Annotated in this window: 16 protein-coding genes and 3 pseudogenes; 11 read left to right on the top strand and 8 right to left on the bottom strand. The window is 69.0% G+C overall.

Annotated elements, in window-relative coordinates:
* Window positions 1–796 precede the first annotated feature (796 nt).
* Window positions 797–1,828 carry an epoxide hydrolase family protein gene (locus ACFYM2_RS25520; RefSeq protein ID WP_388839402.1) on the bottom strand — a complete coding sequence of 344 codons (1,032 nt, stop codon included), beginning with the start codon at window positions 1,826–1,828 and terminating at the stop codon, window positions 797–799.
* A 37-nt stretch (window positions 1,829–1,865) separates the two neighbouring features.
* Here ACFYM2_RS25520 and ACFYM2_RS25515 point away from each other — a divergent pair, with 37 nt between their 5' ends.
* Complete coding sequence (locus tag ACFYM2_RS25515; RefSeq protein ID WP_388839399.1) at window positions 1,866–2,426, top strand: TetR/AcrR family transcriptional regulator; 561 nt, start codon at window positions 1,866–1,868, stop codon at window positions 2,424–2,426.
* 421 nt (window positions 2,427–2,847) lie between these two features.
* Here ACFYM2_RS25515 and ACFYM2_RS25510 read toward each other — a convergent pair whose 3' ends face one another.
* Complete coding sequence (locus tag ACFYM2_RS25510) at window positions 2,848–3,288, bottom strand: MarR family transcriptional regulator (RefSeq protein WP_358996869.1); 441 nt, start codon at window positions 3,286–3,288, stop codon at window positions 2,848–2,850.
* A gap of 139 nt (window positions 3,289–3,427) precedes the next feature.
* On the opposite strand from ACFYM2_RS25510, the gene ACFYM2_RS25505 reads away from it, so the two are divergent.
* Window positions 3,428–4,726: an amidohydrolase family protein gene (locus tag ACFYM2_RS25505; RefSeq protein WP_358996872.1), complete on the top strand. Its 1,299-nt coding sequence runs from the start codon at window positions 3,428–3,430 to the stop codon at window positions 4,724–4,726.
* 597 nt (window positions 4,727–5,323) lie between these two features.
* On the opposite strand, the gene ACFYM2_RS25500 is transcribed toward ACFYM2_RS25505, so the two are convergent.
* Complete coding sequence (locus ACFYM2_RS25500) at window positions 5,324–5,518, bottom strand: hypothetical protein (protein ID WP_358996875.1); 195 nt, start codon at window positions 5,516–5,518, stop codon at window positions 5,324–5,326.
* Between the two features lie 746 nt (window positions 5,519–6,264).
* Here ACFYM2_RS25500 and ACFYM2_RS25495 point away from each other — a divergent pair.
* Window positions 6,265–8,577 carry a molybdopterin-dependent oxidoreductase gene (locus ACFYM2_RS25495; RefSeq protein ID WP_388839394.1) on the top strand — a complete coding sequence of 771 codons (2,313 nt, stop codon included), beginning with the start codon at window positions 6,265–6,267 and terminating at the stop codon, window positions 8,575–8,577.
* A 134-nt stretch (window positions 8,578–8,711) separates the two neighbouring features.
* On the top strand, window positions 8,712–9,263 hold the full coding sequence (locus ACFYM2_RS25490; protein ID WP_358996877.1) for an EF-hand domain-containing protein: 552 nt from the start codon (window positions 8,712–8,714) through the stop codon (window positions 9,261–9,263).
* 408 nt (window positions 9,264–9,671) lie between these two features.
* Here ACFYM2_RS25490 and ACFYM2_RS25485 read toward each other — a convergent pair.
* Together ACFYM2_RS25485 and ACFYM2_RS25480 are read right to left on the bottom strand one after the other, a co-directional pair.
* Window positions 9,672–9,965, bottom strand: a pseudogene (locus tag ACFYM2_RS25485) (transposase family protein); the annotation flags it as partial.
* 128 nt (window positions 9,966–10,093) lie between these two features.
* The gene (locus tag ACFYM2_RS25480; RefSeq protein ID WP_388839391.1) at window positions 10,094–10,933 is read right to left on the bottom strand and encodes a patatin-like phospholipase family protein; all 840 of its coding nucleotides are present in this window, start codon (window positions 10,931–10,933) and stop codon (window positions 10,094–10,096) included.
* Window positions 10,934–11,071: 138 nt separating this feature from the next.
* Here ACFYM2_RS25480 and ACFYM2_RS25475 point away from each other — a divergent pair.
* Window positions 11,072–11,727 (top strand): annotated as a pseudogene (locus ACFYM2_RS25475) (TetR/AcrR family transcriptional regulator).
* Between the two features lie 88 nt (window positions 11,728–11,815).
* On the opposite strand, the gene ACFYM2_RS25470 reads toward ACFYM2_RS25475, so the two are convergent.
* The gene (locus tag ACFYM2_RS25470; RefSeq protein ID WP_388839388.1) at window positions 11,816–12,049 is read right to left on the bottom strand and encodes a hypothetical protein; all 234 of its coding nucleotides are present in this window, start codon (window positions 12,047–12,049) and stop codon (window positions 11,816–11,818) included.
* Window positions 12,050–12,069: 20 nt separating this feature from the next.
* Entirely contained in the window at window positions 12,070–12,732 is a 663-nt protein-coding gene (locus ACFYM2_RS25465) for a restriction endonuclease (protein ID WP_388839386.1), read from the bottom strand.
* A gap of 334 nt (window positions 12,733–13,066) precedes the next feature.
* Here ACFYM2_RS25465 and ACFYM2_RS25460 point away from each other — a divergent pair, with 334 nt between their 5' ends.
* Window positions 13,067–14,233 (top strand): serine hydrolase domain-containing protein, encoded by a 1,167-nt coding sequence (locus tag ACFYM2_RS25460; protein ID WP_358996882.1) that lies wholly within the window; start codon window positions 13,067–13,069, stop codon window positions 14,231–14,233.
* Between the two features lie 222 nt (window positions 14,234–14,455).
* Window positions 14,456–15,340 (top strand): annotated as a pseudogene (locus ACFYM2_RS25455) (IS5 family transposase).
* Between the two features lie 21 nt (window positions 15,341–15,361).
* Here the strand turns inward: ACFYM2_RS25455 and ACFYM2_RS25450 are convergent.
* A complete protein-coding gene (locus ACFYM2_RS25450; protein ID WP_388461779.1) occupies window positions 15,362–16,042 on the bottom strand; it encodes a nitroreductase in 681 nt (226 codons plus the stop codon).
* A 161-nt stretch (window positions 16,043–16,203) separates the two neighbouring features.
* On the opposite strand from ACFYM2_RS25450, the gene ACFYM2_RS25445 reads away from it, so the two are divergent.
* The 4 genes from ACFYM2_RS25445 (at window position 16,204) to ACFYM2_RS25430 (ending at window position 21,549) form a co-directional block, all read left to right on the top strand.
* Window positions 16,204–16,797: a TetR/AcrR family transcriptional regulator gene (locus ACFYM2_RS25445; RefSeq protein WP_388839383.1), complete on the top strand. Its 594-nt coding sequence runs from the start codon at window positions 16,204–16,206 to the stop codon at window positions 16,795–16,797.
* 92 nt (window positions 16,798–16,889) lie between these two features.
* Window positions 16,890–17,306, top strand: a complete 417-nt coding sequence (locus ACFYM2_RS25440) for a hypothetical protein (RefSeq protein ID WP_358996886.1) — start codon at window positions 16,890–16,892, stop codon at window positions 17,304–17,306.
* Between the two features lie 1,298 nt (window positions 17,307–18,604).
* Window positions 18,605–21,097, top strand: a complete 2,493-nt coding sequence (locus ACFYM2_RS25435) for a LuxR C-terminal-related transcriptional regulator (protein ID WP_388839380.1) — start codon at window positions 18,605–18,607, stop codon at window positions 21,095–21,097.
* A gap of 29 nt (window positions 21,098–21,126) precedes the next feature.
* Window positions 21,127–21,549, top strand: coding sequence for an acyl-CoA thioesterase (locus ACFYM2_RS25430; protein ID WP_350228276.1), 423 nt, complete (start codon window positions 21,127–21,129; stop codon window positions 21,547–21,549).
* Window positions 21,550–21,555 lie beyond the last annotated feature (6 nt).

Here is a 21,555-nt window from a genome sequence, read left to right as displayed (position 1 = left end):
ACAGGACGCGTATGGAGATTCACTGAGCACGTGCGGGCTCACCCATGAGTGTCTGATCACTACCGGGAACCCGGTTGCACCGTGAGGTGCTGTGGTTCGAGAGGAGCACGCGCGAAACCGGCGCAGCTGCGTCCTCCCATCCCGCACCGGCTCGAACCTGGCGAATCTGGGACGGGCCGGTGACCACGCCATGCTCCTGACCAGCATCTACACCGAACTGCGGGTCAGTGAGCCGACCGGCCGCGCCCCCTCGGACGTGCCCAGGCGGCCTTGACTCGGAGTACTCAAGTTCAGAGCTACTGGTACACCGCCGCGGCTTGGACAGTTGCCTCAAGTCACAGGCCAACTTCACATAGCGCGTGGCGACAGCCTGGTGCTGCTTGAAACGGCCTATACCCCGCTCCACCGCATGACGAGCCTTGGAGTCTGTCGATCGAAGGCCTGCCGACAGCCACCGAAACGGCCCCGCCGCGCGCGGTTGCGGACCTGGGCGGCCGCCTCGGCGATCGTGCACCGGATCCCACGCCTGCGCAGATGTGCACGGTTGACGGCGGACGAATACGCCTTGGACGAATACGCCTTGTCGGCCCGCAGTCGCAGCAACGTTCGCCTGGGACGGCCTGCGCCGACCCTGGGTACCCGGATCGCTTCAGGCGCCGGCACGAACACCCGCAGCAGGCAACACCGACTCCAACACCCACCGACCGCTGCTCGTCCGCGAGATGAGATACCCACGTCCCACACCGCGATTCGTCGCGGCTCAACAGCTGTGGCGGGCCGCTGCCCAAGACACGATCTAGTTGCCCAGCTCGACCGCGCGGTGCAGGTCGCGGGCATAGGCTTCCGGCTGTTCCCACGCCGCGAAGTGGCCTCCGACCGGGTGCTCCACGTACTCGCGCACGTTCAAGAACGCTTCCGCGTAGCTTCGTGGCTCCGGCTTGGTATCGTCCGAAAAAATCGACAGCACAGTCGGCGTCTCGATCCGGTCCGGGAGGGTGACCGGTTCGGTGTACGTCGTGAACGAGGTGCCGATCGTGCCCGTGACCCAGTACGCCGTGATCCAGGTCAGCAACTCGTCCAGGGTGAACGCCTGGGCACCGGACCAGGACTCCAGCTTCTCACCGAGCCACGCCGCAAGGCCGGCCGGCGAGTCGCCGAGCGCCACGGCGAGGGTGTTCGGCCGCGTTGTCTGCTCGACGATGTAACCGCCCTCGCTCCGGAACCACTGCGCCGCCCGGCTCAGATACGCGACGGCGTCCGGGGCGAGCGTCGTCGGGTCCGCCGTCAGCGCCCGCTGTGGGGCGACGTTCGTAAGGTGCAGGGCGGCTACCCGGTCCGGATGGCGGCCCGCGAGGACTTCCGCGACCGTGCCCCCCACGTCGCCGCCCGACAGCGTGTAGCGCGAGTAGCCGAGTTCGGCGAGACCGGACGCGACGATCTCCGAGATCCGGCCGGCCGACATCCCGGACTCGGTGAGCGGCCCCGCGAACGGGAAGCCCGGCAGCGCCGGCACCACCACGTGCACGTCCGTGAGCAGCGGTAGGACGCGTTCGAAGCGCAGCACCGAATCCGGCCAGCCGTGCAGCAGCACGACGACCGGAGCCCCGGGATCCGCGGACCGCTGGTGGATCACCCGCAGGTCGGTGCCCACCGTGGCCCACGGGAGCGCCCGGATACGCCGCTCGTGCACGTCCCAGTCGTAGTCGCTGGTCCAGTGCGCGAGCAGTTCGTCCAGCCAGGCGCCGGTGATTCCGCGCGTTTCGTCGGCGCTCCAGGGGGTCGCGACCCGCCGGGTGCGCCGCAGTCGTTCCCTCAATTCGTCCATCATGTGTACGACGATACACATCATGTGTATCGTCGTACACATGACTTCGCGCAACGCCGCCGCCACCCGGCAGCGGATCCTCGAGCAGGCCCGGCGCCAGTTCGCCCGTCACGGCTACACGGCGATCACGGTCAAGGGCGTGGCCGACGCGGCCGGCGTGTCACCCAACCTCATCACCCGTTACTTCGGTGGCAAGGAAGGTCTGTTCGTCGCCGCGACCCGGGTGGAAATCCCGGTCGAGGACTCCTTCGGCGGCGACCGGTCCGAGCTGGGTGCGCGGCTCGCGGCGAGCATCGTCCGGCGATGGTCCGGCGACCGGGGCGAGGACCCGCTGCTGGTGCTGCAACGCGCGTCGGGCGAACGCCCGGAGGCGGCGGAAACCCTCGCTGCCTTCCTCGACACGAACTCGCTGGAACCATTGCACCGTTACCTGCGCGAGAGCGGCCTCGACGACGCGGAGGCCCGCCGCCGCGCCGCCGCGATCGACGCCTTCGTGCTCGGTGTCTCGACCCGCCGTCGCGTACTGCGGTCCGAACTCGGCAACCCCGCTGAACTCGAAGCCTGGCTGAGTACGGTGATCCAGCTCCTCGCCGACGGCTGACTCTGTCACCGACCGCGGCAAGATGGTGATCGACCGCCGCCTGCATCTCCCCGGCGTCCTGGACGGATGTCCGCACTCAGTGTCACCGGGCCGGCATCGCATCGCCGGACCCTGGCGCGTCGGAAACAGGCGTTCCACGCAGGCGCAAGAAGGCCCCTGGAACAGTGAAGTGACGGCACAGGCTGCCGCATATAGCCGGCGGCGCCGTCAAACGCTGCCTGCCACGCACTCTCACGGACCCGGGGCGCGATGGCGAAATGGGCGCGCAAGCGCTCAATGCACCCGACGTCGAATGCGCGTTGATCAGAACCTGCCGCTCGGCCCGCAACCCCAGCAATACATCCGCGGTCGAGCACGCGGTCTTCGCTGAAGCGGGGGCCGGTCGCCGGGGGCCGGCCCCCGCCACTCCCCCGACACGCCGTCAGGCCTGATCCTCCTCAAGATTGGTGACCAGCCTTCCCAGCAAGGCCACCAAAAGGTCGACTTCTTCGGCACTGAAGCCTCGCAAGGCCTGATCATTGGTCTCAAACAGTGCCGACCGCACCTGTGTGAGCTTTGCCAGTCCCGTCTCGCTCAGTGAGATCAGGCTTACTCGTCGATCATGCTGATCAGGGGTGCGCCGAATGAGACCGTCGCGGTCCATCCGGGCGAGCAGCTGGGCCATGGACGGCTGCTCGATCCGGGCCAGCGCCGCCAGTTCCTTCTGGGAGAGCGCGTCGGACTTGCTGAGCGCCGCAAGCACGGGCATCTGCGCGAACGTCAGCCCCAGCGGACGCAGTCGCCGGTCGTTGATCCTGGACAGCGCACGCGAGGCGATGTTGACCAACGCGGCAGGAGCGGATCCGAATTCTGAGTGCGTCACCCAGCAAGCATATAGGTTCCTATTGACCAACTGCCCAGGTGGCCATATCGTCCAATACATAGGCTCCTATGTAGCTGGGTTTTCAGTGACCGCCATTGGCTGTCAGCGGCCGCCAGCGGCCTCAAATGGGGAGACACCCATGATCATTCGCAACGTGACCGTCATCAATGGGCAGGGGTTCGCCCCGATCACCGATGCCGAAGTGGAAGTGACTGACGGACGGTTCAGCGCCATCCGGCCGGCCGCCGACGCGCCGGCAGAGGCCGGAGTTACATCCGTGCTCGACGCGCGAGGTGGCTACCTCGTGCCGGGCCTGTGGGAGAGCCACACTCATCTGGGCGGCCTCGCCTACTCCAAGCCCGAGAACGAGCGGGCCAAGTACATCTCCCAGCTTCTCACCGACTTCCTCAGCGCCGGAGTGACCAGCGTCGTCGACCTCGGCGGTCCGCTGGAACTCGAGCTGGCCGCCCGCGAGTACCGTGCCAAGGCCACCGACGCCGCTGCCAGGTTGTTCTTCGCCGGGCCGGTATTCACCGGCGTCAAGGGCTGGCCCGTCCTGGACGATCCGGCGCGCGCACCCATCGCCTACCAGACCGACAATGCCGACGTCGCCTACCGTCAAGCACTCGAGCTGGCCGATCAGGTCGACTTCATCAAGTGCATCTACGACGGCGAGCCCGGCGCCCCGGACAAGCTGCCCCTTGACGCGCTCAAGGCCATCGTCGCGGCCGCGCATGAGAAGGGCAAGAAGGTGCTCGTGCATGTCCACGAACGCATCGATCTGGAGGAGGCGGTGGCATCCGGCGCGGACGGCATCGAGCACGCATTCCAACCACGGGACCCCGGCAGCACCGCGGAGGCCCGCGACATCGCCGCACTACTGGCGGAGACGAACACCGCCTACTGCCCCACCCTGGTCACCTGGGAGCAGATCGCGCACAACGGCGAGGCCGCCTATTTGCGGCAGTTGGTCGATGACGGTTACGCCACCCTCGACGATATCCCGCGGATCACCAGCCGCCCGGTCTACGGCCGCGAGTTCCCCCGGCATTCCCCGCAGGACTCCCACATCCGGTTCGACTACGCGATGCGCACCCTGGCGCTGATGCACGACGCGGGGGTGAAGATCACCGCCGGCAGCGACGTGGCCCTGCTGATGCCCGCGCCCCCCGTCGCCCTGCTGCGAGAGCTGTACTTGCTGGCAAAAGCAGGCCTGCCGCTGCCCGCGGTCCTGGCTGCCGGCACCCGATACGCAGCCGAGAAGATCGGTCAAGAAGCGACGACACCCGGGACGATAACCGTCGGTGCCCCTGCCGACGCCCTGCTGCTCGATGCCGACCCCTACGCTGACATCGCTCACCTGGTCGACCGTTCCCACCACATCGGAACATTGCGGGCTGGGCGGCCCAGTTGGGACGAGAGCCACCCGCGAGCTTGACGCGGCCGATTGACCGATGGGCCGATTCCGCGGTTCAACGACGTCAGCACTCGGCACAAACGCCGTCATGGCGGTTGCCCGGCCCCTGGCCTCGCGGCCCACGTGGACCGCCTCATCAAGGAGGCCCCGACGCTGAGCGAGGGCCGCCGCCACTCCGATGCCTCGCCGCCCTCCACCTCGAGCGGGAACCCTGTGATCGCCCGCCGGCAGACGCGCACACCCCCGCCCGCGAGTACACACCCACAGCACCCCGCCACTTGAGGCAACGGCCCTCTGATCGCACGTGCAGGCAACGGGGCACGAACGAACCGTCTCCCGATGCTTCAGCCACCAACCGTGACAGGGTGTGCCCGCGCGGATAGTAGGTGGCCAGCCTCTGACCTGACCCTGACTCGTCCTGACCTGACGGTCCAACCAGCGGTATCTACAGCCTTGCTCGCAGCGCATCCTCCGCCCCCTCCGGAACAAGCCCCACTGGCGATGGACACCGAAGGGCTGGGGGCGGGCAGCAACGGGCACGGCCCTACGCGACCCTGGGTTTCTCCACGTTCCGCGACCCCGAAGGGCAGCCGTGCCCGCTGCCATCTTGCTTGGTGATCACCGCGCGTCGTCGTCCGCGTCCTCCAGGGCTGGCGGCTCCTGCCAGGTCAAGGTGTCCAGTGGCCGCGGCAGGTTCCGGACCGCGCCCGGTACGGCCATCGTCACCGCGGACGCCTCGTCGCTGAAGAGGTCGCCGCCCCGCATTCGTCCGGCGGCTGATGCTGCTGAGCTCGAGGTCTTCGTGATGGTCATCTCGTCCCCCTGTTTGATCCCGGGACAGGCCCGGCGGAAGGCCAGCACACGGGCTGGCTGCGAAAGCGTACCCACATTCCGAACTGCGGCCCGACGAAATGTCTTCGGGCCGCATTCGCAGGTCTGGCCTTCCTCGCTCCTGACCGGCCACCCGCGCGCGACAAACGCCGTCGTGGAGCCGTCGACCACCGCTTCCGGCCCGACCCCGCATCGCTCAGCCACCGCTGCACGATCACCTCTGGGAGGCCACCAGAGCGGCCGCGGTGGCAGACACAGCTCGTACATCCAGCACGTTCCCGGCGCCGGGCCACCGTCCTCGATAACACCCTGCTGCCCGCCGAACCACACGACATGGCCCTGTACTACGGGGCTGAGGCCAACCGCGACCTCGGCCGCTCCACCGCGTCCCCGGGCCGGCATACAGCAGGTCCACGGCGGCGACCGCGCGGCCCACGCCGCCCGGCGCCCGGCGCCCCTGCGCCGTCACCGCCTCGGTCAGCGGAGCGCTGCTCCTGAGCTGCGGGGCCTGCCACGTCGCGAAGTCCCTTTCCACCCGGCGAGCCGACACCGCGGCCCGGGCGACCCGTTGCGCAGTGGCGGCGGAAGCCGCGGGGACTGGCAGGGTTGGGCGGCGTCGGCCAGGGGGAGCCTGTGTGCTGCGGTCCCGCTCATTGACGCGGAAACCCTGTGGTGCAGCGGCCGTTGTTCGAGAGCCGGAGAAGCTTCAGGGAGGGAGTTGATGCACGGTGGAACGACGCATACCGGTGGCGACGCACTGGGGCAGTTTCGTAGCCGTTGTCGATTCGGGTCGGCTGCTGCGCATTGAACCCCGGGGAGATGACCCCGCGCCCTCGCCGATCGGCCCGGGCATGGTGGCGGCTGCTGAGGACAGGGCGCGGGTACTGCGTCCCGCGGTGCGCAAAGGGTGGCTCAATGGTTTGCCACGCGCCGATGACACGGCCAGGGGTGCGGACGCCTTCGTAGAGGTCAGCTGGGACGACGCGCTCACGCTGGTGAGCGAGGAGCTGCGCCGTGTGCGCGCCCAGTACGGGGACAGCGCGGTGTTCGGCGGCTCCTACGGCTGGGCCAGTGCGGGCGGCTTCCACAATGCGCAGGGTCAGCTCCAGCGGTTCTTGGCGCTGGGCGGCGGTTACACCGACTCTCGCAACACGTACAGCAGCGCGGCGTTGGAGGTCGTCCTTCCGCATGTGATCGGCGGGGCTCCGTGGAGCTACCAGTCCCGGATGCCGATGTGGGACGACATCGCCGAGAACTGTGAGCTGGTGGTGGCGTTCGGGGGCCTGGCTCTGAAGAACAGCCAGATCAACCCTGGCGGGCTGGCCCGACATCAGACGCGGGACCTGCAGCGCAAGTGCCGGGAGGCCGGGGTTCGGTTCGTGAACGTCAGCCCGATCCGCAGTGACACCGCCGACTTCCTCGACGCCCAGTGGCTCCCGGTCGTCCCCAACACCGACACCGCCCTGATGCTCGGCATCGCGCACACGATGCTGGTCAACGACTGGCACGACCAGGACTTCCTCACCCGGTGCTGCGTGGGATTCGACCGCTTCGCCGCCTACCTGACCGGCGACGTGGACGGCGTCGTCAAGGACGCCGGCTGGGCGGCGAGGATCACGGGCATCGGCCGCGACACGATCACCGATCTCGCCCGCCGTCTGTCCGCGCAGCGCTCCGTCATCATGGTCAACTACGCGATACAGCGGGCGGACCACGGTGAGCAGCCGATCTGGATGTCGGTCGTGCTGGCGGCCATGGCGGGTTCGCTGGGCCGGCCCGGCTGCGGCTGGGGCGCGGGTTACGCGACGATGGACGCGACCGGTGTCGCCCCGGGCCGCCCGTCTGTGGCGTCGATGCCGCGGGTGGCCAACCCCGTCGAGGATTTCATTCCGGTCGCCCGAATAGCCGACACCCTGCTGGAACCAGGCACGACCATCGACTACGACGGCCGGCGCCTGACCCTGCCGGACCTGCGCCTGATCTACTGGTGCGGAGGCAACCCCTTCCACCACCATCAGGACCTCCACCGCCTCACCCGGGCCTGGCAGCGCCCGGACACGGTGGTGGTCCATGAAGCCTGGTGGAACGCCACGGCGAAGTTCGCCGACATCGTGCTTCCCGTCGCGACCAGCCTGGAGCGTGACGACTTCGCCGCGGGCTTCTCGGACCCCTACCTCCTCGCGATGCCGAAGGTCCGGGAGCCGGCCGGCGAGGCACGTACCGACCACCGGATCCTTGCCGCTCTGGCTGCCCGGCTCGGCTATGAGCGCGAGTTCACCCAGGGGCGTTCCGAGATCGAATGGGTCCGGCACCTCTACGAGCAGACAAAGTCCGACCTTGGCGACGGTGCGGCCCTGCCAGACTTCGACGACTTCTGGCAACGCGCCTCCGGTGTCGAACTGCCCGCCCTCAGCGGGCCGTTCCCCGGCAGCTTCGAGGTACTGCGCTCCGATCCGCAGCGCTTCCCCCTGACGACGCCGTCGGGCCGGATCGAGATCTTCTCCGAGGAGATCGACTCGTTCGGCTACGACGACTGCACCGGGCATCCGACGTGGTTCGAACCCGTGGAGTGGCTGCGCGCCGATCTGGCGGACCGCTTCCCGCTGCACCTGATCTCGAATCAGCCCGCCTCGCGCCTGCACAGCCAGTACGACAACGGCGGCCACAGCCTCAAGTCAAAGATCCACGGCCGCGAACCCGTGACGATCAACCCGCGAGACGCGGCATCACGCGGTATCGAGAACGGCGTGATCGTGCGCGTCTTCAACGACCGAGGCAGCTGCCTGGCGGGCGCGATCCTGTCGGACGCCGTCATGCCCGGCGTCATCCAGCTGTCCACCGGAGCGTGGTGGGACCCGGCCCAGCCGGGCCTGAGCGGAACCCTGGACCGCCACGGAAATCCGAACACCCTCACCGGGGACCGCGGGTGCTCGCGTCTGTCCCAGGGACCCAGCGCGCACAGTGCGCTCGTCGACGTCGAGGTCTACGACGGGCCGGTCGAGGAGGTACTGGCCTTCACACCACCACCCCTCGAACACTGAAACGAAGCCATATCAACGGCAGGCGAGTCTGCCGTGTTCACCCGCGTCGGGCGCCCGGCCGGCAAGCCCGACCGGCGCCGGACCCCCACGCGGACGTTTGCTCCGCCGTAGCCGCATGAATACGGTCCGCAGTCATGACTGCACTGCAAGAGCTCAAGTACGGCCAGTGGTTCAGGGGCGCCGATGTCGACGGCGACGGGTTCATCACCCAGCACGACGTCCGCAACATGAGCGAGCGCTACATCAGCGCCCGCGAGACCACCCCCGATCCCGAAACCACCCGCCAACTCACCGAGAAGATGGACCAGTTCTGGTCGAACGTCATCGCCCCGATGGATCAGGACGGTGACGGGAAGGTCGATGTGCGGGAGATGACCGAAGGCTTCAAGAATGCCCTGACCGACCGCGCGCTCTACCCGCAGCAGATCGCGCCGGTCACCGACTGCTTCTTCGACCTCGTCGACCTCAACGGAGACGGCAAGATTGACCAGGCCGAGTTCCAGCAGATGTTCGACTCGGTCGCCGCCGTCCCCGGCGAGGACAGCGCCGCCGTTTTCGCCGCGCTGGACGTCGACGCTTCCGGCGGACTGGACCGCGACGAGTTCCACCAGGCCCTCGAAGAGTTCTTCTACGGCAACGACCCCGACGCCCCCGCCAACCACATCTTCGGCAAGGTCACCGTCTGACAGCGGCGGCCCCGAATCAGGAGACGTCAGCGACTCCATGTGGGAACCCGCCGCCCGCCGGCACCATCGGCGGTGAGGAGCGCCAACCCGAAGACCGCGGCTGGCGCTCCGGCCCAGCTGCTCAGCGCGCTCGCGGGGCGCCAGCACCAACACCGTGAACACACCGTCGCCCGCCCCACCGCCGTGCTCAACGCCGCCTGCTGCCCGCCCCACCGCAGGAGATGGCGCTGTACTACCGGGCCAAGGCAGACCGCGACCTCGATCACGGCACCGCTTCCCACGCCGGCATGCAGCAGGAAGCAGGGGGCGGCCGCCTCGCCGCAGCCGTCCGCCGCGGCCTGGCTTACTCGCCCGTCTGGCCGGGGACTTCCTCGCCGCGCTCGCGGTCGCCCAGCACCTCGGCTGGGAAGCCTTCATCCAATCGGCTCGGATGGCTTCGGCGAGCGTAGGTGCGAGGGCGTACCAGGAGCTCGACGGCCTCGGTGACGTAGCGGTAGACGGTGGTGATGCCGAGATCGAAACCGGCTACGAGCTGGCGTAGGTATGCCCGTTGCGGAGGTGGACGAGAACGAGCAGGGCCTGGCGACCTGCACTCGGACGCCGCGATCGGGTGCCGAGAACGCGGCGACGCACGCGCAGGCGCGCGGGCAGGAAGCGAAGGGCGGAGCCGGATACATCAACGCCCGACGGATAAAGGAACATGCGCAGCCTCCGGCAGAGGTGGTTCTCGCGTCGAAAGCCCACGTGCCAAGTGCTATGCCGTCTCCTGCGGCAGACGGTTTCAGCTGCCCGCGGGCAGGGAGAGTTTGGCAATGTGCGCTTGACGTACCTCACCCCTGCCAGACGTCGGCCACTGCGGGGGCCAGTGCCCTGGCCTGGGCGTGGCCCGCGCGGGCGGCAGCCGGCCTGCGTGTGTCGTCCGCCAAATTGCGACCCATCATGCGGCGCGCGGCGCGGTCCGGGGACAGCAGGATGACACGTGCCCCATCGTCAGACAGTTCCGCAGCCTGCTGCGAGGCACTGGGGTGGGGCCCGACCGCGCGGGGAACCGGCGCGATCGCCAATACCCGGCGGCACCCACGTGCGAGCTGGAGGTTGGCGGTCGAACGGCTGCCGCCGTCCATCCAGCGCCGGCCCGCTACGGTGACCGGCGGCCACACGACGGGTACGGCGCAGCTCGCCGCGACGGCTTCGAAGAGTGTCACTCCAGAGCGCGAGTCGAACACCTCGGTCTGTCCGCTCTGCGCGTCGACCGCGGCGATCCGCAGCTCCCGCTCGGGCCAGCCGCGCACGTCGCCCAGGAGCGCGCCGACCGTGTCGAAAACATCTGACTCCGGGCCAGTCCGGGCGTGCAACGCTGCCCGGGCAAGGCGTTCGATGGACCGCTGAGGATCGCGGGACCCCAGCGCCGCCCAGAGGAAGCACGCCGTCTGACGCACTGTCACCGGCAGACGGCCCGAGTCCGCTCCAGAAAGCTGACGCTCGTAGAGGTCCGCGGCCGAAACACCGGACCGGAGCCGGGATCCGAACACCGCACCGGCGGAAGTGCCGATCACGACGTCGGCGCTGCCGAGGTCGACCCCGGCCTCCGTCAGCCCGGCGAGCACCCCGGCCAACCAGGCTCCGCCCACCGGTCCGCCGCCCCCGAGCACGAGCGCAGTGCCAGGCATCCTTCTCCCCCTCCGTGCACGACCGCTGGCATCCCGCCCGCGTGAAGCAAAGCGGGGATTAGCCCCCGTTTACTCGGCAGACGATAACATCCCAACCGGGGAGCGCTCCCCGGTACGGGGCAAGCAGAGGGAGACACAGTGGGCGACCGCTCGCCGGCAGGGCGCCGCGATGCCCTATGCAACCGGAAACGGCTCACGGACAAGGCCCGTGAGGTCTTCGCCGAACAGGGCCTGGACGCCCCACTCGATGAAATCGCCCAGCGAGCGGGCGTGGGCAACGCCACCCTCTACCGCCACTTCCCGACGCGTGCCGCACTGTCGACGAGGTCTTCCGGGATGCGCTCACGGAGACCACTGCGGCAGGCGAACGGGCACGAACGACCGAGGACGCATGGACCGGACTGACGCACTACCTGCGAACAGTGTTCGAGGGCCTGGCCACAGACCGCGGCACCAACGACCTCATGACCACAAACCTGGAAGGCGTCACCGCCCTCACGGCGATCCACGCCCACAACCGCGAAACCATCAACGAGTTAATCCCGCGCGGTCAGGAACAGGGCGTCATCCGTCCGGACCTCACCACCGAGGACCTGCTTTTCACCCTGGCAGCACTGGGCAGGGCTGTTCCCGCGCTCACCACGGTCACCCCGGATGCCTGGTTGCGTCCGCTCACCTTGCTCCTCGACGGACTTCGCACCAACCCGACCATGCCCCTTCTACCCGCGCCAGCCCTCACCTCCGACCAACTCGGCAACGTGCTGGGCAATCTGGGCCCGCACAGGCGGCGTTGAGAGGGTCCTGACTCACACGGCCGCCCTGGTGTCCCAACTCTTCACCCGAAACTTCTCCACCTCGGCATCGCGACCAGGTGAAAAAGGCTCAGGTGAGTGCCGTCGTCCCGGGGTCCACGATCCAGGTGCCGTTGCTGTACGGCTCGAAGCCGACGCGCGCCCGTCCCTGTCCGAGTCGGGTGCAAACGTGTTCGTAAGGAGGCCGGACTCTACGCATGGTTGCCGGTAGGAAACGGTCACGATGTACCAGGACGAGCAGACCGCTGAAGAACATGCCGCCCACGTTGACGGTCCGGTGGTGCAGGAGGACTTGTCGTTCCACGCGGCATGGGGTGATGGCGGTCAGGCCGGCGGTCGCCGCCTTGCGCCTCCGCCGCTGCCGTTCAGCGGGAGCAGGGTCTCCAGGTGCGCGCCCTTGACCCAGGACCCCAGCAGGTCGCGATGGAGCGCCACGATGTCCTGGCGCAGTGCGAGACCCATCGCGGCCTTGGTGAAGGTGCGGCAGGTGGTGACGAACAGGGCGACGTCCGCTCCGTGTTCGAGGCGTGCGGTGCCGACGAACTTCTGCATGTCCTGGGAGGACACGCTGCGCTCGGGCGCGTACTTCTTCACCTGGACCACGAGCTTGCGGCCGTCCGCGAGGTAGCCGACGACGTCCGCGCCCAGGTCACCGCTCCTGCCGCTGACCATGACGTCTCGGCAGCCGTCCCGGCGGCACAGGTCGGCGACGTACTTCTCGAAGTCCTGCCACGACAGCGCGTCGACCTCGGCCATCGACAGCTCCCGTGCCTTCGCCTCCTCCCGCACGCGCCACTCCCGGTCCCGGTCGACCGCTGACCGGTGCGCCCGCCACAGCCCCCACCCCGCCCCGCCCACTACGGCGACGGCGAGCGCCGCCCCCAGGACGGGCCACACCACCGCCCAGTTCCCGGCCACCCACACTCCAGCGACCAGGGCTGCCACCGCGCCCCAGCCCTGTAACTGCTGACGCGTCTGCTTCCTCATCCGCCGGCGCCGTCGTCGTGCCGCCATCACTCCCCCATCCCCCTAGGCTCGTCATCGCAGTGTGAAAGCCCCGGTCGGCCCCGGCAAGAGGGCCCCGCCCGGCCCGGGGTCCGCTGTGTTCATCGGGTCGCGAACCGGATCAGGTACGGGACCGTCGGCGTCGACGCGGGTTTCGGCCCTGAGGTTGTCCCCACCCCGACCCGGGCGGTTGCCCCATGGTGCTGTCCGACAGGCCCGGACATGGTGGAGTGGCACAGGGTGACGCGTACACCCGGGTTGGGTGCGTGGCGCCGACCATAGCGGCCTGACGGCTCTCATCTCCGAGGATGCACACATGATCCGATATCACCGCGCTTTGGGCGGTCTCCTCGCCCTGGTCGCTGTGGCCGGCGGCACGGCGTGTGCCCCGGGCGACGCCGCCTCGGCGTGGCAGACGACCGCGAACGCCGGCACCTCCGACCACTCCGGGGTGCGCGTACTCCTGCACCAGCTGACGACGAAGGACGGGGGTCCCGGAGCGCTCGTCGCGCTCCGGGGCCGGGCCGGCGGCGCGGTACTGACCAGCGGCGTCGCGGACGTGAAGAGCCACGCACCGATGCGCGCGGACAACCGGTTCCGGATCGGCAGCATGACCAAGCCGTTCGTGGCCACTGTCGTGCTCCAACTGGTGGGCGAGCGCCGGGTGCTCCTGGATGCGCCAGTGGAGCGCTACCTTCCCGGCGTCGTCCGCGGCGGCGGCAACGACGGGCGCAGGATCACGGTGCGTCAGCTCCTCCAGCACACCAGCGGGATCCCCGACTATCTGGACTTCCTCAAGCCGCAGGACGTGCTCGACAATCCGCTGGCGCACTACGACGCCCACGACCTCGTGAAGCTAGCGCTCGCCCGGCCCCGGGTCTTCGATCCCGGCGCAGGCTGGCAATACTCCAACACGGGTTATCTGCTGGCCGGCATGCTCATCGAGCGGGTGACCGGCCACCCTTACGGCGAGGAGATCCGCCGGCGCATCATCGAGCCGCTCGCCCTGCGCCAGACGTCCGTCCCCGACGACGCCTCGCAGATCCGCGGGCCACACCCGCGCGGATATGCCCGGCCGGGCAAGGACGCCCAGCTCCAGGACATCACCGCGCTCAACCCCACGGTCGCGGGCGCGAGTGGTTCCATGATCTCCAGCGGCGCCGACTTCAACCGCTTCCTGGACGCACTCCTCGGCGGTGAACTGCTCGCTCCCGTCCAGCTCCAACAGATGATGAAGACCCGTCCGACGGGCAACCGTGACGGCGGAGCCTACGGCCTCGGCCTGGAGAGCCACCCGCTGCCCTGTGGCGGCCTCGCCTGGGGTCACGACGGAGGCATCCCCGGCTTCCAGACCACGGGCGCCGCCACGGACGACGGCAGCCAGGCCACGGCCATGGTGAACCTCTACCTCGGCGGCACCGACGCCCAGAACAACGACATGGCATCCGCCGTCCAGACAGCACTCTGCGAAGGCCGCTCTTGAGCCACCGTGGGCCCCGCTTCCCGCCGCGATGCCACCCGGCGAGCGGGGGCTCGATGGTAGACGTCGTGCCGATGATCGGTACTGGTCCTGGTCGCCGCGGGCCAGGATGAGGATCGCGGGCGCGACCTCATCAGCACGGCCCTCTCGGCGCATGGGGTGCGTTGGAAGTCCGGCTGCTAAGGCCTGTTACGAAAGTGGATCTTGAGTTGTGGTGATCGTGGTGTGGCGCGAGGGGACTTGACGGACTGGCAGTGGGCTCGACTGGAGCCGCTGCTGCCGGCGGGGAAGAGGCCGGGGTGGCCGCGGACGTGGACACGTCGGCAGTTGATCGACGGGATACGGGGGCGAACCGGGGCGGGCGCGCCCTGGCGGGACGTTCCCGAGCGGTACGGCCCGTGGGGCCAGGTCTGCGACCTGTTCCCTGCTGGCAGCGTGACGGCACGTGGACGCGGCGGCTGGAGCAATTGCAGGTCCAAGCCGATGAGCGGGGCCTGATCACGTGGGACGTAAGTGTGGACTCGACCGTCCGCCGTGCCCACCAGCACGCCGCTGGCGCACGCAAAAGGGGGATCTGCAGCGCGAGCCGCCCGGCGGGGTCGACACCGAGCCGGACGGCCACGGGCTCGGACGCTCCCGCGGCGGCCTGACGACAAAGAGCCACCTCGCGGCCGAGCAGGGGCAGAAGGCACTGTCCCTGCTGATTACTGCGGGCCATCGCCACCCGGCCCGCAGTTCCAGCCCGTCCTCGAACGCATCCGCGTGCCTCGCACCGGTCCCGGACGGTCACGCACCACGCCGGACAGGGGCCGTGCCGACAAAGCCTATGGATCCCGCTTGGACCGCTCCTACCTGCGCGGGCGCAGGACCGGGTGCACCATCCCGGAGATGGCCGACCAGGTCCGCAACCGCGAGAAGCTCGGGTCCCGGGGCGGTCGGCCACCCGCCTTCGACAAGGACGACTACGAGGACGACTACAAGGAACGCCACGCGGTGGAGTGCCGGATCAACCGGCTGAAACGGCACCGCGCAGTGGCCGCGAGATACGACAAGCTCGCCGTCCGATACGCGGCGACCGTGCTGGTTGCCTGCCTCAACGAGTGGCGGTGACCAGTACCTTCGCGACCGGCTCTAGATGTGGAATGTGGTGGTTGCCTCCAGAGCCGCCCGGCCGGTCGTGACCCGGTTCACCGGCGCGTTCTCATCGGCGTAACCGAAAGAGATCCCCACGAGCAGCTTCCCCTCGTCCACTCCAAGTTGGTCGCGGACGGTGTCGGCGTAGAAGCCGAGCAGACCCTGCGGGCAACTGGCCACGCCATAGGCGGTCATGGCCAGCAGCAGCGTCTGCAGGTAGGCGCCGGCGTCGGCGGCCAGTCGCGGCCCGCCGTCGCCGGTGACGAACAGGAACGCGGCATGGGGCGCCCCGTAGAAGCCCAGGCTCTCCGCGTCGTAGGCCGCGCGGGCCGTGTGGTCCTCGGGGCCGATGCCCAGCGCTCCGTACAGATCGGCGCCGAAGGCGGCCCGCCGCTCCTGGTGTACGGGCGCGTACATGTCCTCGGAGTACGGGTAGTCGGCCGTGACGCGGTGCTCGGTATGAGCCGTTCGCAGGGCGTCGGCCAGCCGGTCTCGCCGCGCGCCGCCGACTACCTCCACCCGCCACGGCTGCGCGTTGGAGTTGGACGGCGCGGCGCCGGCCAGGGAGAAGATCCCGCGCAGAGTGTCCTCGGGCACCGGGTCGGGACGGAAGGCGCGAGTCGCGTGGCGCCCGCGGATCAACTGCTCGGCGTACTCCCACGCTCGTGTCCCGCCCATCCGTGTTCCGCCGGTGGGCGCCTCGCTCGTGCGCGTCCGGGTGCAGACCGGTCCGCTCATGGAACTCTCCTTCGATCCAACAAAGTAAACGGGAGCGTTTACATGGAAACCCACTATAGCCAGCCACCCCTCCCAAGTAAACGAGAACGTATACTTACGTCATGACCACGGTGACGACAGCGTCTCGACGGCAGGGACGCGGAGGACGGGAGCGCATCCTGGCCGCCGCAGCCGGACTGTTCGCAGCCCAGGGGATCAACGCGACCGGCATGGAGCAGATCGCCGAGCGGGCGCCGGTGTCCAAGCGCACCCTCTACGCGCACTTCAGGACCAAGGACGAGCTGGTCCTCGCCCACCTCAAGGACCTCGCCTCGACGGGGCGCACGCTGGAGGGCTCGCTGGCACGGAAGGACATCCCGCCCAGAGAGCGAATCCTCGCACTGTTCGAACCGCCCCCGGTCGGCACGGATCCGGTTCGCGGATGCCCGTTCATCGATGCCGCCGTGGAGTTTCCTGACCCGCAGAACGCGGTCCACTCCTATGCCCGCGAACAGAAACTGCTGATGGTCCGCCTGGTCGCCGACCTGGTGACGGAACTGGGCTGCCGCGAGCCCTCCGTCCTCGCCGAGCAACTCGTGACCCTCGCGGACGGCGCCGCCAGCCGCGCCATGGTGCTGGGCGACCCGAACTACGGTCGGCACGCGCGGACAGCGGCGAAGATCCTCCTGGACAACGCGCTGCCGACCACGATCTGACCGGCCCCGCCGGGTTGCCCGGAAGCCGCGTCGGCGCGGGGGCGTGGTCGAGTATGGGCGTGCGGGGCGGACAAACAAGGAAGGCAGTGGCTGTGACCGACGATTGGTATGTCCTCATCGAGGAGGACACCCGGACGACCAAGCGCGCCGACGGTGTGGAGCTGAGGCTGCACCGGTGGATGCTGGTGGGTAAGCACCGCATCGGCCAGGACCGGGAGCAGGCTGTCGCCGCGGCCGAGGACGCGGCCCTGCGTCACATACCGTCCGTACTGGCCCGGCACGCCCGGCCGGGGGACGAGCCGGGCCGCGAGGCGTTTCTCGCGCCGGACGGTACATGGGTCGTCCTGGTGAGGCAGCGTCTGCGTGAGTGCCATTTCCGGGTGACCGCCGCTCGGCTCATGCACGCGCGGACGGAGACGGAAGCGCCGCCCAAGAGCATGAAGGAGAAGTTCCGCAGCTCACTCAAGGGCCCGGAACCTCTACCGCAACCGTGGGCACCTGCTCGGTAAGGGTGCGAGCGTTCCGCCGCGCGGTGCCAGGGGCCATGGGCCGGCGGGGCTGGGCGGCGAGCCATTGCGGCGCCCTGGATTGAAGACCAGGAATCCCCGTACCCTGGATCCCTTACGTTCCAATCCCACATCCAGCGAACTCCCTTCGCGCCAACCCGCGGGGGAATCATGACAATCCACGGCCCCGCCTGCTGGCGGCCGACTGACGCTCTGCGCTCCCTCTGACCCCAGCCACCTCCTCGCCATCACCCGGCCGTCCCGAACCCCTGCGTACGCAGTCCGGCCACACCGTGACTGGCGGTCTGTTTCGACCCTGCGGCCCGTTGCGGCGATTGGTCTGCCGGGGCTGACCGGCACGGAACCAGTTGGCTTGTGAACTTGCCCGCTCGGTCCCGGCGCCGTCCTGGCCGCCTACCGCCCACCGGGAGGTGCCGGGCCGGCAGCAGGTCCTGATCGTTCGCGACAACGTCCTGGCCGGACGGTCCTTCGCCTCCGTCGAGGAAGTCGACTCCGCTTTCACCAGTCGATCCTGCCCCGCACCGCCCCCGTGGCCTTCCGGCCGGTCAGGCATCGACGGACTGTGAGACCACCACCATCGCGAGCCGCCCGGCAATTAGGCAGGCTTGCCCCATGGCGGGAACAAATTCGCGAAATTCCTCGTCCGCGAACAACGGCCCCAACTCGTCGGCGGATCCGGATCGTCCGACTCCCCTTTTGGAATGTCAGCCGCGCCGCCCGTAATCGAGCACCCTCGGCGCTGGTCCGCCTGGCGCCGCCGCGCCGCCGCCGTCGGCACCAGGCCGCCGAAGCCCAGCGCCGCTGGAACAACGTCACCGCCGCCGCAACGACTTGACCGGTGAAGATATCCACCGATCAAGAACTCCAGCTGCCGCGACGGTCGCGGGAGCGACCTGTCCGGCGTGTCAATTTTGTGTCAAGAAAACTCGAAACCGAGACGAAGGTCACATCTTGAACGGATTGCGATTATGACAGTCTTAATGAGGGGCGGGCCGGCACTTGACCCGCCGCGAAGGGAATGAGGACACCATGGCGAACCTACGACGGACTTGGGCAGAATACGTCGGCCTGTCCACATGTCCGGCATATCCGGCGTTTGTCCGACCTGACGCCCGGGCCCTGACTGGAACCGCAACCCCTAAGACGACATGACGGATCGCACTGGATTACTTCCGCCTTTAGGCCGGACGGCAGAAATCGAGCGAATAGAGCAGTTACTTGCCGACGGGAGGGCCGGGTACAGCGGCACCCTCACCGTCCAGGGACCTCCTGGGATCGGCATGACGAGGCTGCTCCTGGAAGCCCAACAGGCCGCCGAACAGGGCGGCTACACCGTCTCCTCCTTCCTGACGCTTGCCGCGGGGAGGACGGCGGGACGCGAGGAGACCGCATCCCTGCGAGCCATGCTTGCGCCCGCTGCTCCGAGCGCCAAACCACGCCTTGTCATCGTGGACCACCTGCACGACGCGCCCAGGGAATTGACGGAGGCCGTGGCGTCACTTGCCCGTTACAGGCTCCCGGAGCATTCCCGCGAAGCCCCGCTGGTGCGGATAATCGGAATCCGCACCGGATTGCAAGACCCCTCGATGCGCCGCCTTTCCCATGAGTTCACCGGAGACAACCGGATAGAACTCGGCAGACTCTCCGACGCCACCTCCACGGAACTTGCCGCCGGCCTCCTGGGCGCGACACCCGACCCACGGCTCGCCGCCGCGATCTCGGGCGCGGGAGGGAACCCCCTACTGACCGTGGAGCTGATCCACGGATTGCGCGAAGAGGGCTTGGTGGAGATCTCCCGCGACCGAGCCCGACTGCTGGACGAGCGCGTTCCGCGACGCGTGCGCGACCTCGCACAGCACTGGCTGGGCTCCCTGTCGGACAAGACCCGCCAACTCGTCCAGGTGGCCGCGGCCGTCGGTGGATCCTTCATGGTCGTCGAAGTCGCGTCGATGCTGCGGGAGACCACCGCATCGATGCTTCCCGCTCTGAATGAGGCCCTAGATTCGGGCCTGTTGATATGCCCCGGCGAACAGACCCTGTTCCAGCACGAGTTGATACGGCGCGCCATCGCCGACGCGCTCCCCGCCGCGGTCCGGCAGGCGCTGCGCCAGGACATCGCCGCCTTGAGCAGCCAGCGCTGCCTCCAGGTGCCGATACCGCCGGAGTTCCTGGTCACCGGCGGCCCGGTGGCCGCCTCTCCCCCCGCCCGCCTGCCCGCGTCCACGGACACGCCCTCCCCGCCGCCGGTATCGGCCCCTCCCCCGCTACCGTCCGACGGGCCCGGAGTGGTCCACCGGCTGCTGCCCGCCCTGCTGATGGCCCGCAGCACCCGCACGGAGCCTCTGCCGCTGGGACTCACCGAGGCCCTGCGCAGCGGCCTGACCGCCGTACTGGAGGCTCATTACGCCCTCGTGGAACCCACCACGGCCCACCCCCCGCTCACCGAGCGCACCGACCGGATCACCCGGAACACGGTCTCGCTCTTCTCCAACGGCACGGACCGCACCGCCGCTCGTGCGCGGGCCGTGCTCGCCGGCCATCAGGGCCGACCGGACGAGGCGGACGTGGTGGCGGCCACCGTGGTCGTGTCCAACCTGGAGTGGGCGCAGGGAAACCTGGCCGAAGGGCTCAAGTGGGCACAGCGCGCCGTCGAGAGCCTGGGTCCGGCCACCCCGCCCATGTGGTCCCCGTACGTCAAAATGGCGCTGGCCACCAAACTGTCCGACACCGGCCGGTTCGAGGAGGCCGAGGAACTGATCGACACCGCGCGCGCGGAGGCCGAGGCACTTGGACACCCGCACACGGCCACTCCGTTGATCGCCCGGGCCAGGGTGCTGCTCCAGTCCAGTCGGCTCCAGGAGGCGCAGGCGTGCGCCCAGTCCGGGCTTGAGATCGCGGCGCGGACCGGCGGCGGCTGGGTCGTACCGGTGGGGCAGGCGGTGCTGATCCTGGTCGCCCTGCGCCGCGGCGACCTGGCGTCGGCCTCCGACTACGTATGGCGGTGCCGGGCGGCCGTGGGCGCCGACAGCACGGTCTTCCCCTCCATCCACTTCGACTGGGGCGAGTGCCTGGTGGCCACGGTGCAACTCGGCCCGCAGCGTACGGCTGAAGTCCTGACGACGACGTACGCCCATCTCCTCACCTCCCCCCAGCTGTTCGTGGAGGAGGCGGCCGCGGCTGCCTGGCTCGTCAGGCTCGCTCTGGCCGCGGACGACATCCCGCTCGCCTCGACCGTCGTGACGGCCGCCGAGAGGTTCGCGGCAGCCAACGCCGGGCACCCCACCCTGGCGGTCGGCGCGCTGCATGCCAGGGGGTTGCTGGAACGGAACTCCGAAGCACTGCGCCAAGCCGCACGTGAGCACGTCAGCCCCTGCGCGGGCGCGCTCGCCGAGGAGGACCTGGGGATGCTCCTGAGCGCGCAGGAGGAGACCGGCGCTCTTGGCGCATCGGCACTGCGGTCCGCGGAGGGGCGCTTCGCGCAGATCGGCTCGCAGGGCGACATCGCGCGCATCCGTGCCTTCATCGAGGAACGACAGGCACCCCTCACGAACGCTCCTCGCCAGGCCGAGGCCGCAACCACGGGCTGGGAGGCGCTTTCGGAGACCGAGCGGTCCATCGCCCTGCTGGTCAGCGACGGGCTGACCAACCGTCAGGTGGCGCGACGGGTCAGCCTGTCCCCGCACACCGTCAATTACCACCTCAGAGCGATCTTCCGGAAGCTTGACATCAGTTCCCGGGTGGAAGTCGCCCGTCACATCACGCACGGCGCTTGAAACGCGCACCGTCGAAAGGAAGATCAGTTATGGCCGAGCCCTTCAGCGTCCGGGTCACCGTCCGCGTGTACGAGACCGACGCGCAAGGACACCTCAACGGAAACGTCTACCTCCAGCACGCCGAGCACGCACGCTGGGAGCTGTTGAACGCGGCCGGGATCAACCAGGGGGATCTGCTCAAGAAGCGGGTCAGTCCGGTCAACCTGGAGACGACCATCCGGTACCACCGCGAGGTGGTCGCCGGCGACGAGGTGGACATCAGCTGCGCCTTCGTCTTCGGCGAGGGCAAGAGCTTCCGGGTGGAGCAGACCATGACCAAGGCCGACGGCACCCTCGTGGCGGAGGTCTTCAACGTGGGCGGCATCCTCGACCTGGACGCGCGCAAACTCGTCTCCGATCCCCGCGAGTACTTCCGCTCGGTGGCGGCCAATCCCGAGGTGGCCGGTCTCTGACCGCAC

Source organism: Streptomyces sp. NPDC006711 (genome assembly GCF_042869775.1).
Classification (GTDB): Bacteria; Actinomycetota; Actinomycetes; order Streptomycetales; family Streptomycetaceae; genus Streptomyces.
The sequence above is the reverse complement of the archived record's forward strand: the minus strand, read 5'-3'. Positions and strand labels throughout refer to the sequence as shown.

Coding starts and splice junctions, on each gene's coding strand:
- ACFYM2_RS25445 (WP_388839383.1), top strand. CDS start 16,204: ATGACCACGGTGACGACAGCGTCTCGACGGCAGGGACGCGGAGGACGG.
- ACFYM2_RS25450 (WP_388461779.1), bottom strand. CDS start 16,042: ATGGGCGGGACACGAGCGTGGGAGTACGCCGAGCAGTTGATCCGCGGG.
- ACFYM2_RS25430 (WP_350228276.1), top strand. CDS start 21,127: ATGGCCGAGCCCTTCAGCGTCCGGGTCACCGTCCGCGTGTACGAGACC.
- ACFYM2_RS25500 (WP_358996875.1), bottom strand. CDS start 5,518: ATGACCATCACGAAGACCTCGAGCTCAGCAGCATCAGCCGCCGGACGA.
- ACFYM2_RS25460 (WP_358996882.1), top strand. CDS start 13,067: ATGATCCGATATCACCGCGCTTTGGGCGGTCTCCTCGCCCTGGTCGCT.
- ACFYM2_RS25435 (WP_388839380.1), top strand. CDS start 18,605: ATGACGAGGCTGCTCCTGGAAGCCCAACAGGCCGCCGAACAGGGCGGC.
- ACFYM2_RS25520 (WP_388839402.1), bottom strand. CDS start 1,828: ATGATGGACGAATTGAGGGAACGACTGCGGCGCACCCGGCGGGTCGCG.
- ACFYM2_RS25515 (WP_388839399.1), top strand. CDS start 1,866: ATGACTTCGCGCAACGCCGCCGCCACCCGGCAGCGGATCCTCGAGCAG.
- ACFYM2_RS25465 (WP_388839386.1), bottom strand. CDS start 12,732: ATGAGGAAGCAGACGCGTCAGCAGTTACAGGGCTGGGGCGCGGTGGCA.
- ACFYM2_RS25490 (WP_358996877.1), top strand. CDS start 8,712: ATGACTGCACTGCAAGAGCTCAAGTACGGCCAGTGGTTCAGGGGCGCC.
- ACFYM2_RS25505 (WP_358996872.1), top strand. CDS start 3,428: ATGATCATTCGCAACGTGACCGTCATCAATGGGCAGGGGTTCGCCCCG.
- ACFYM2_RS25480 (WP_388839391.1), bottom strand. CDS start 10,933: ATGCCTGGCACTGCGCTCGTGCTCGGGGGCGGCGGACCGGTGGGCGGA.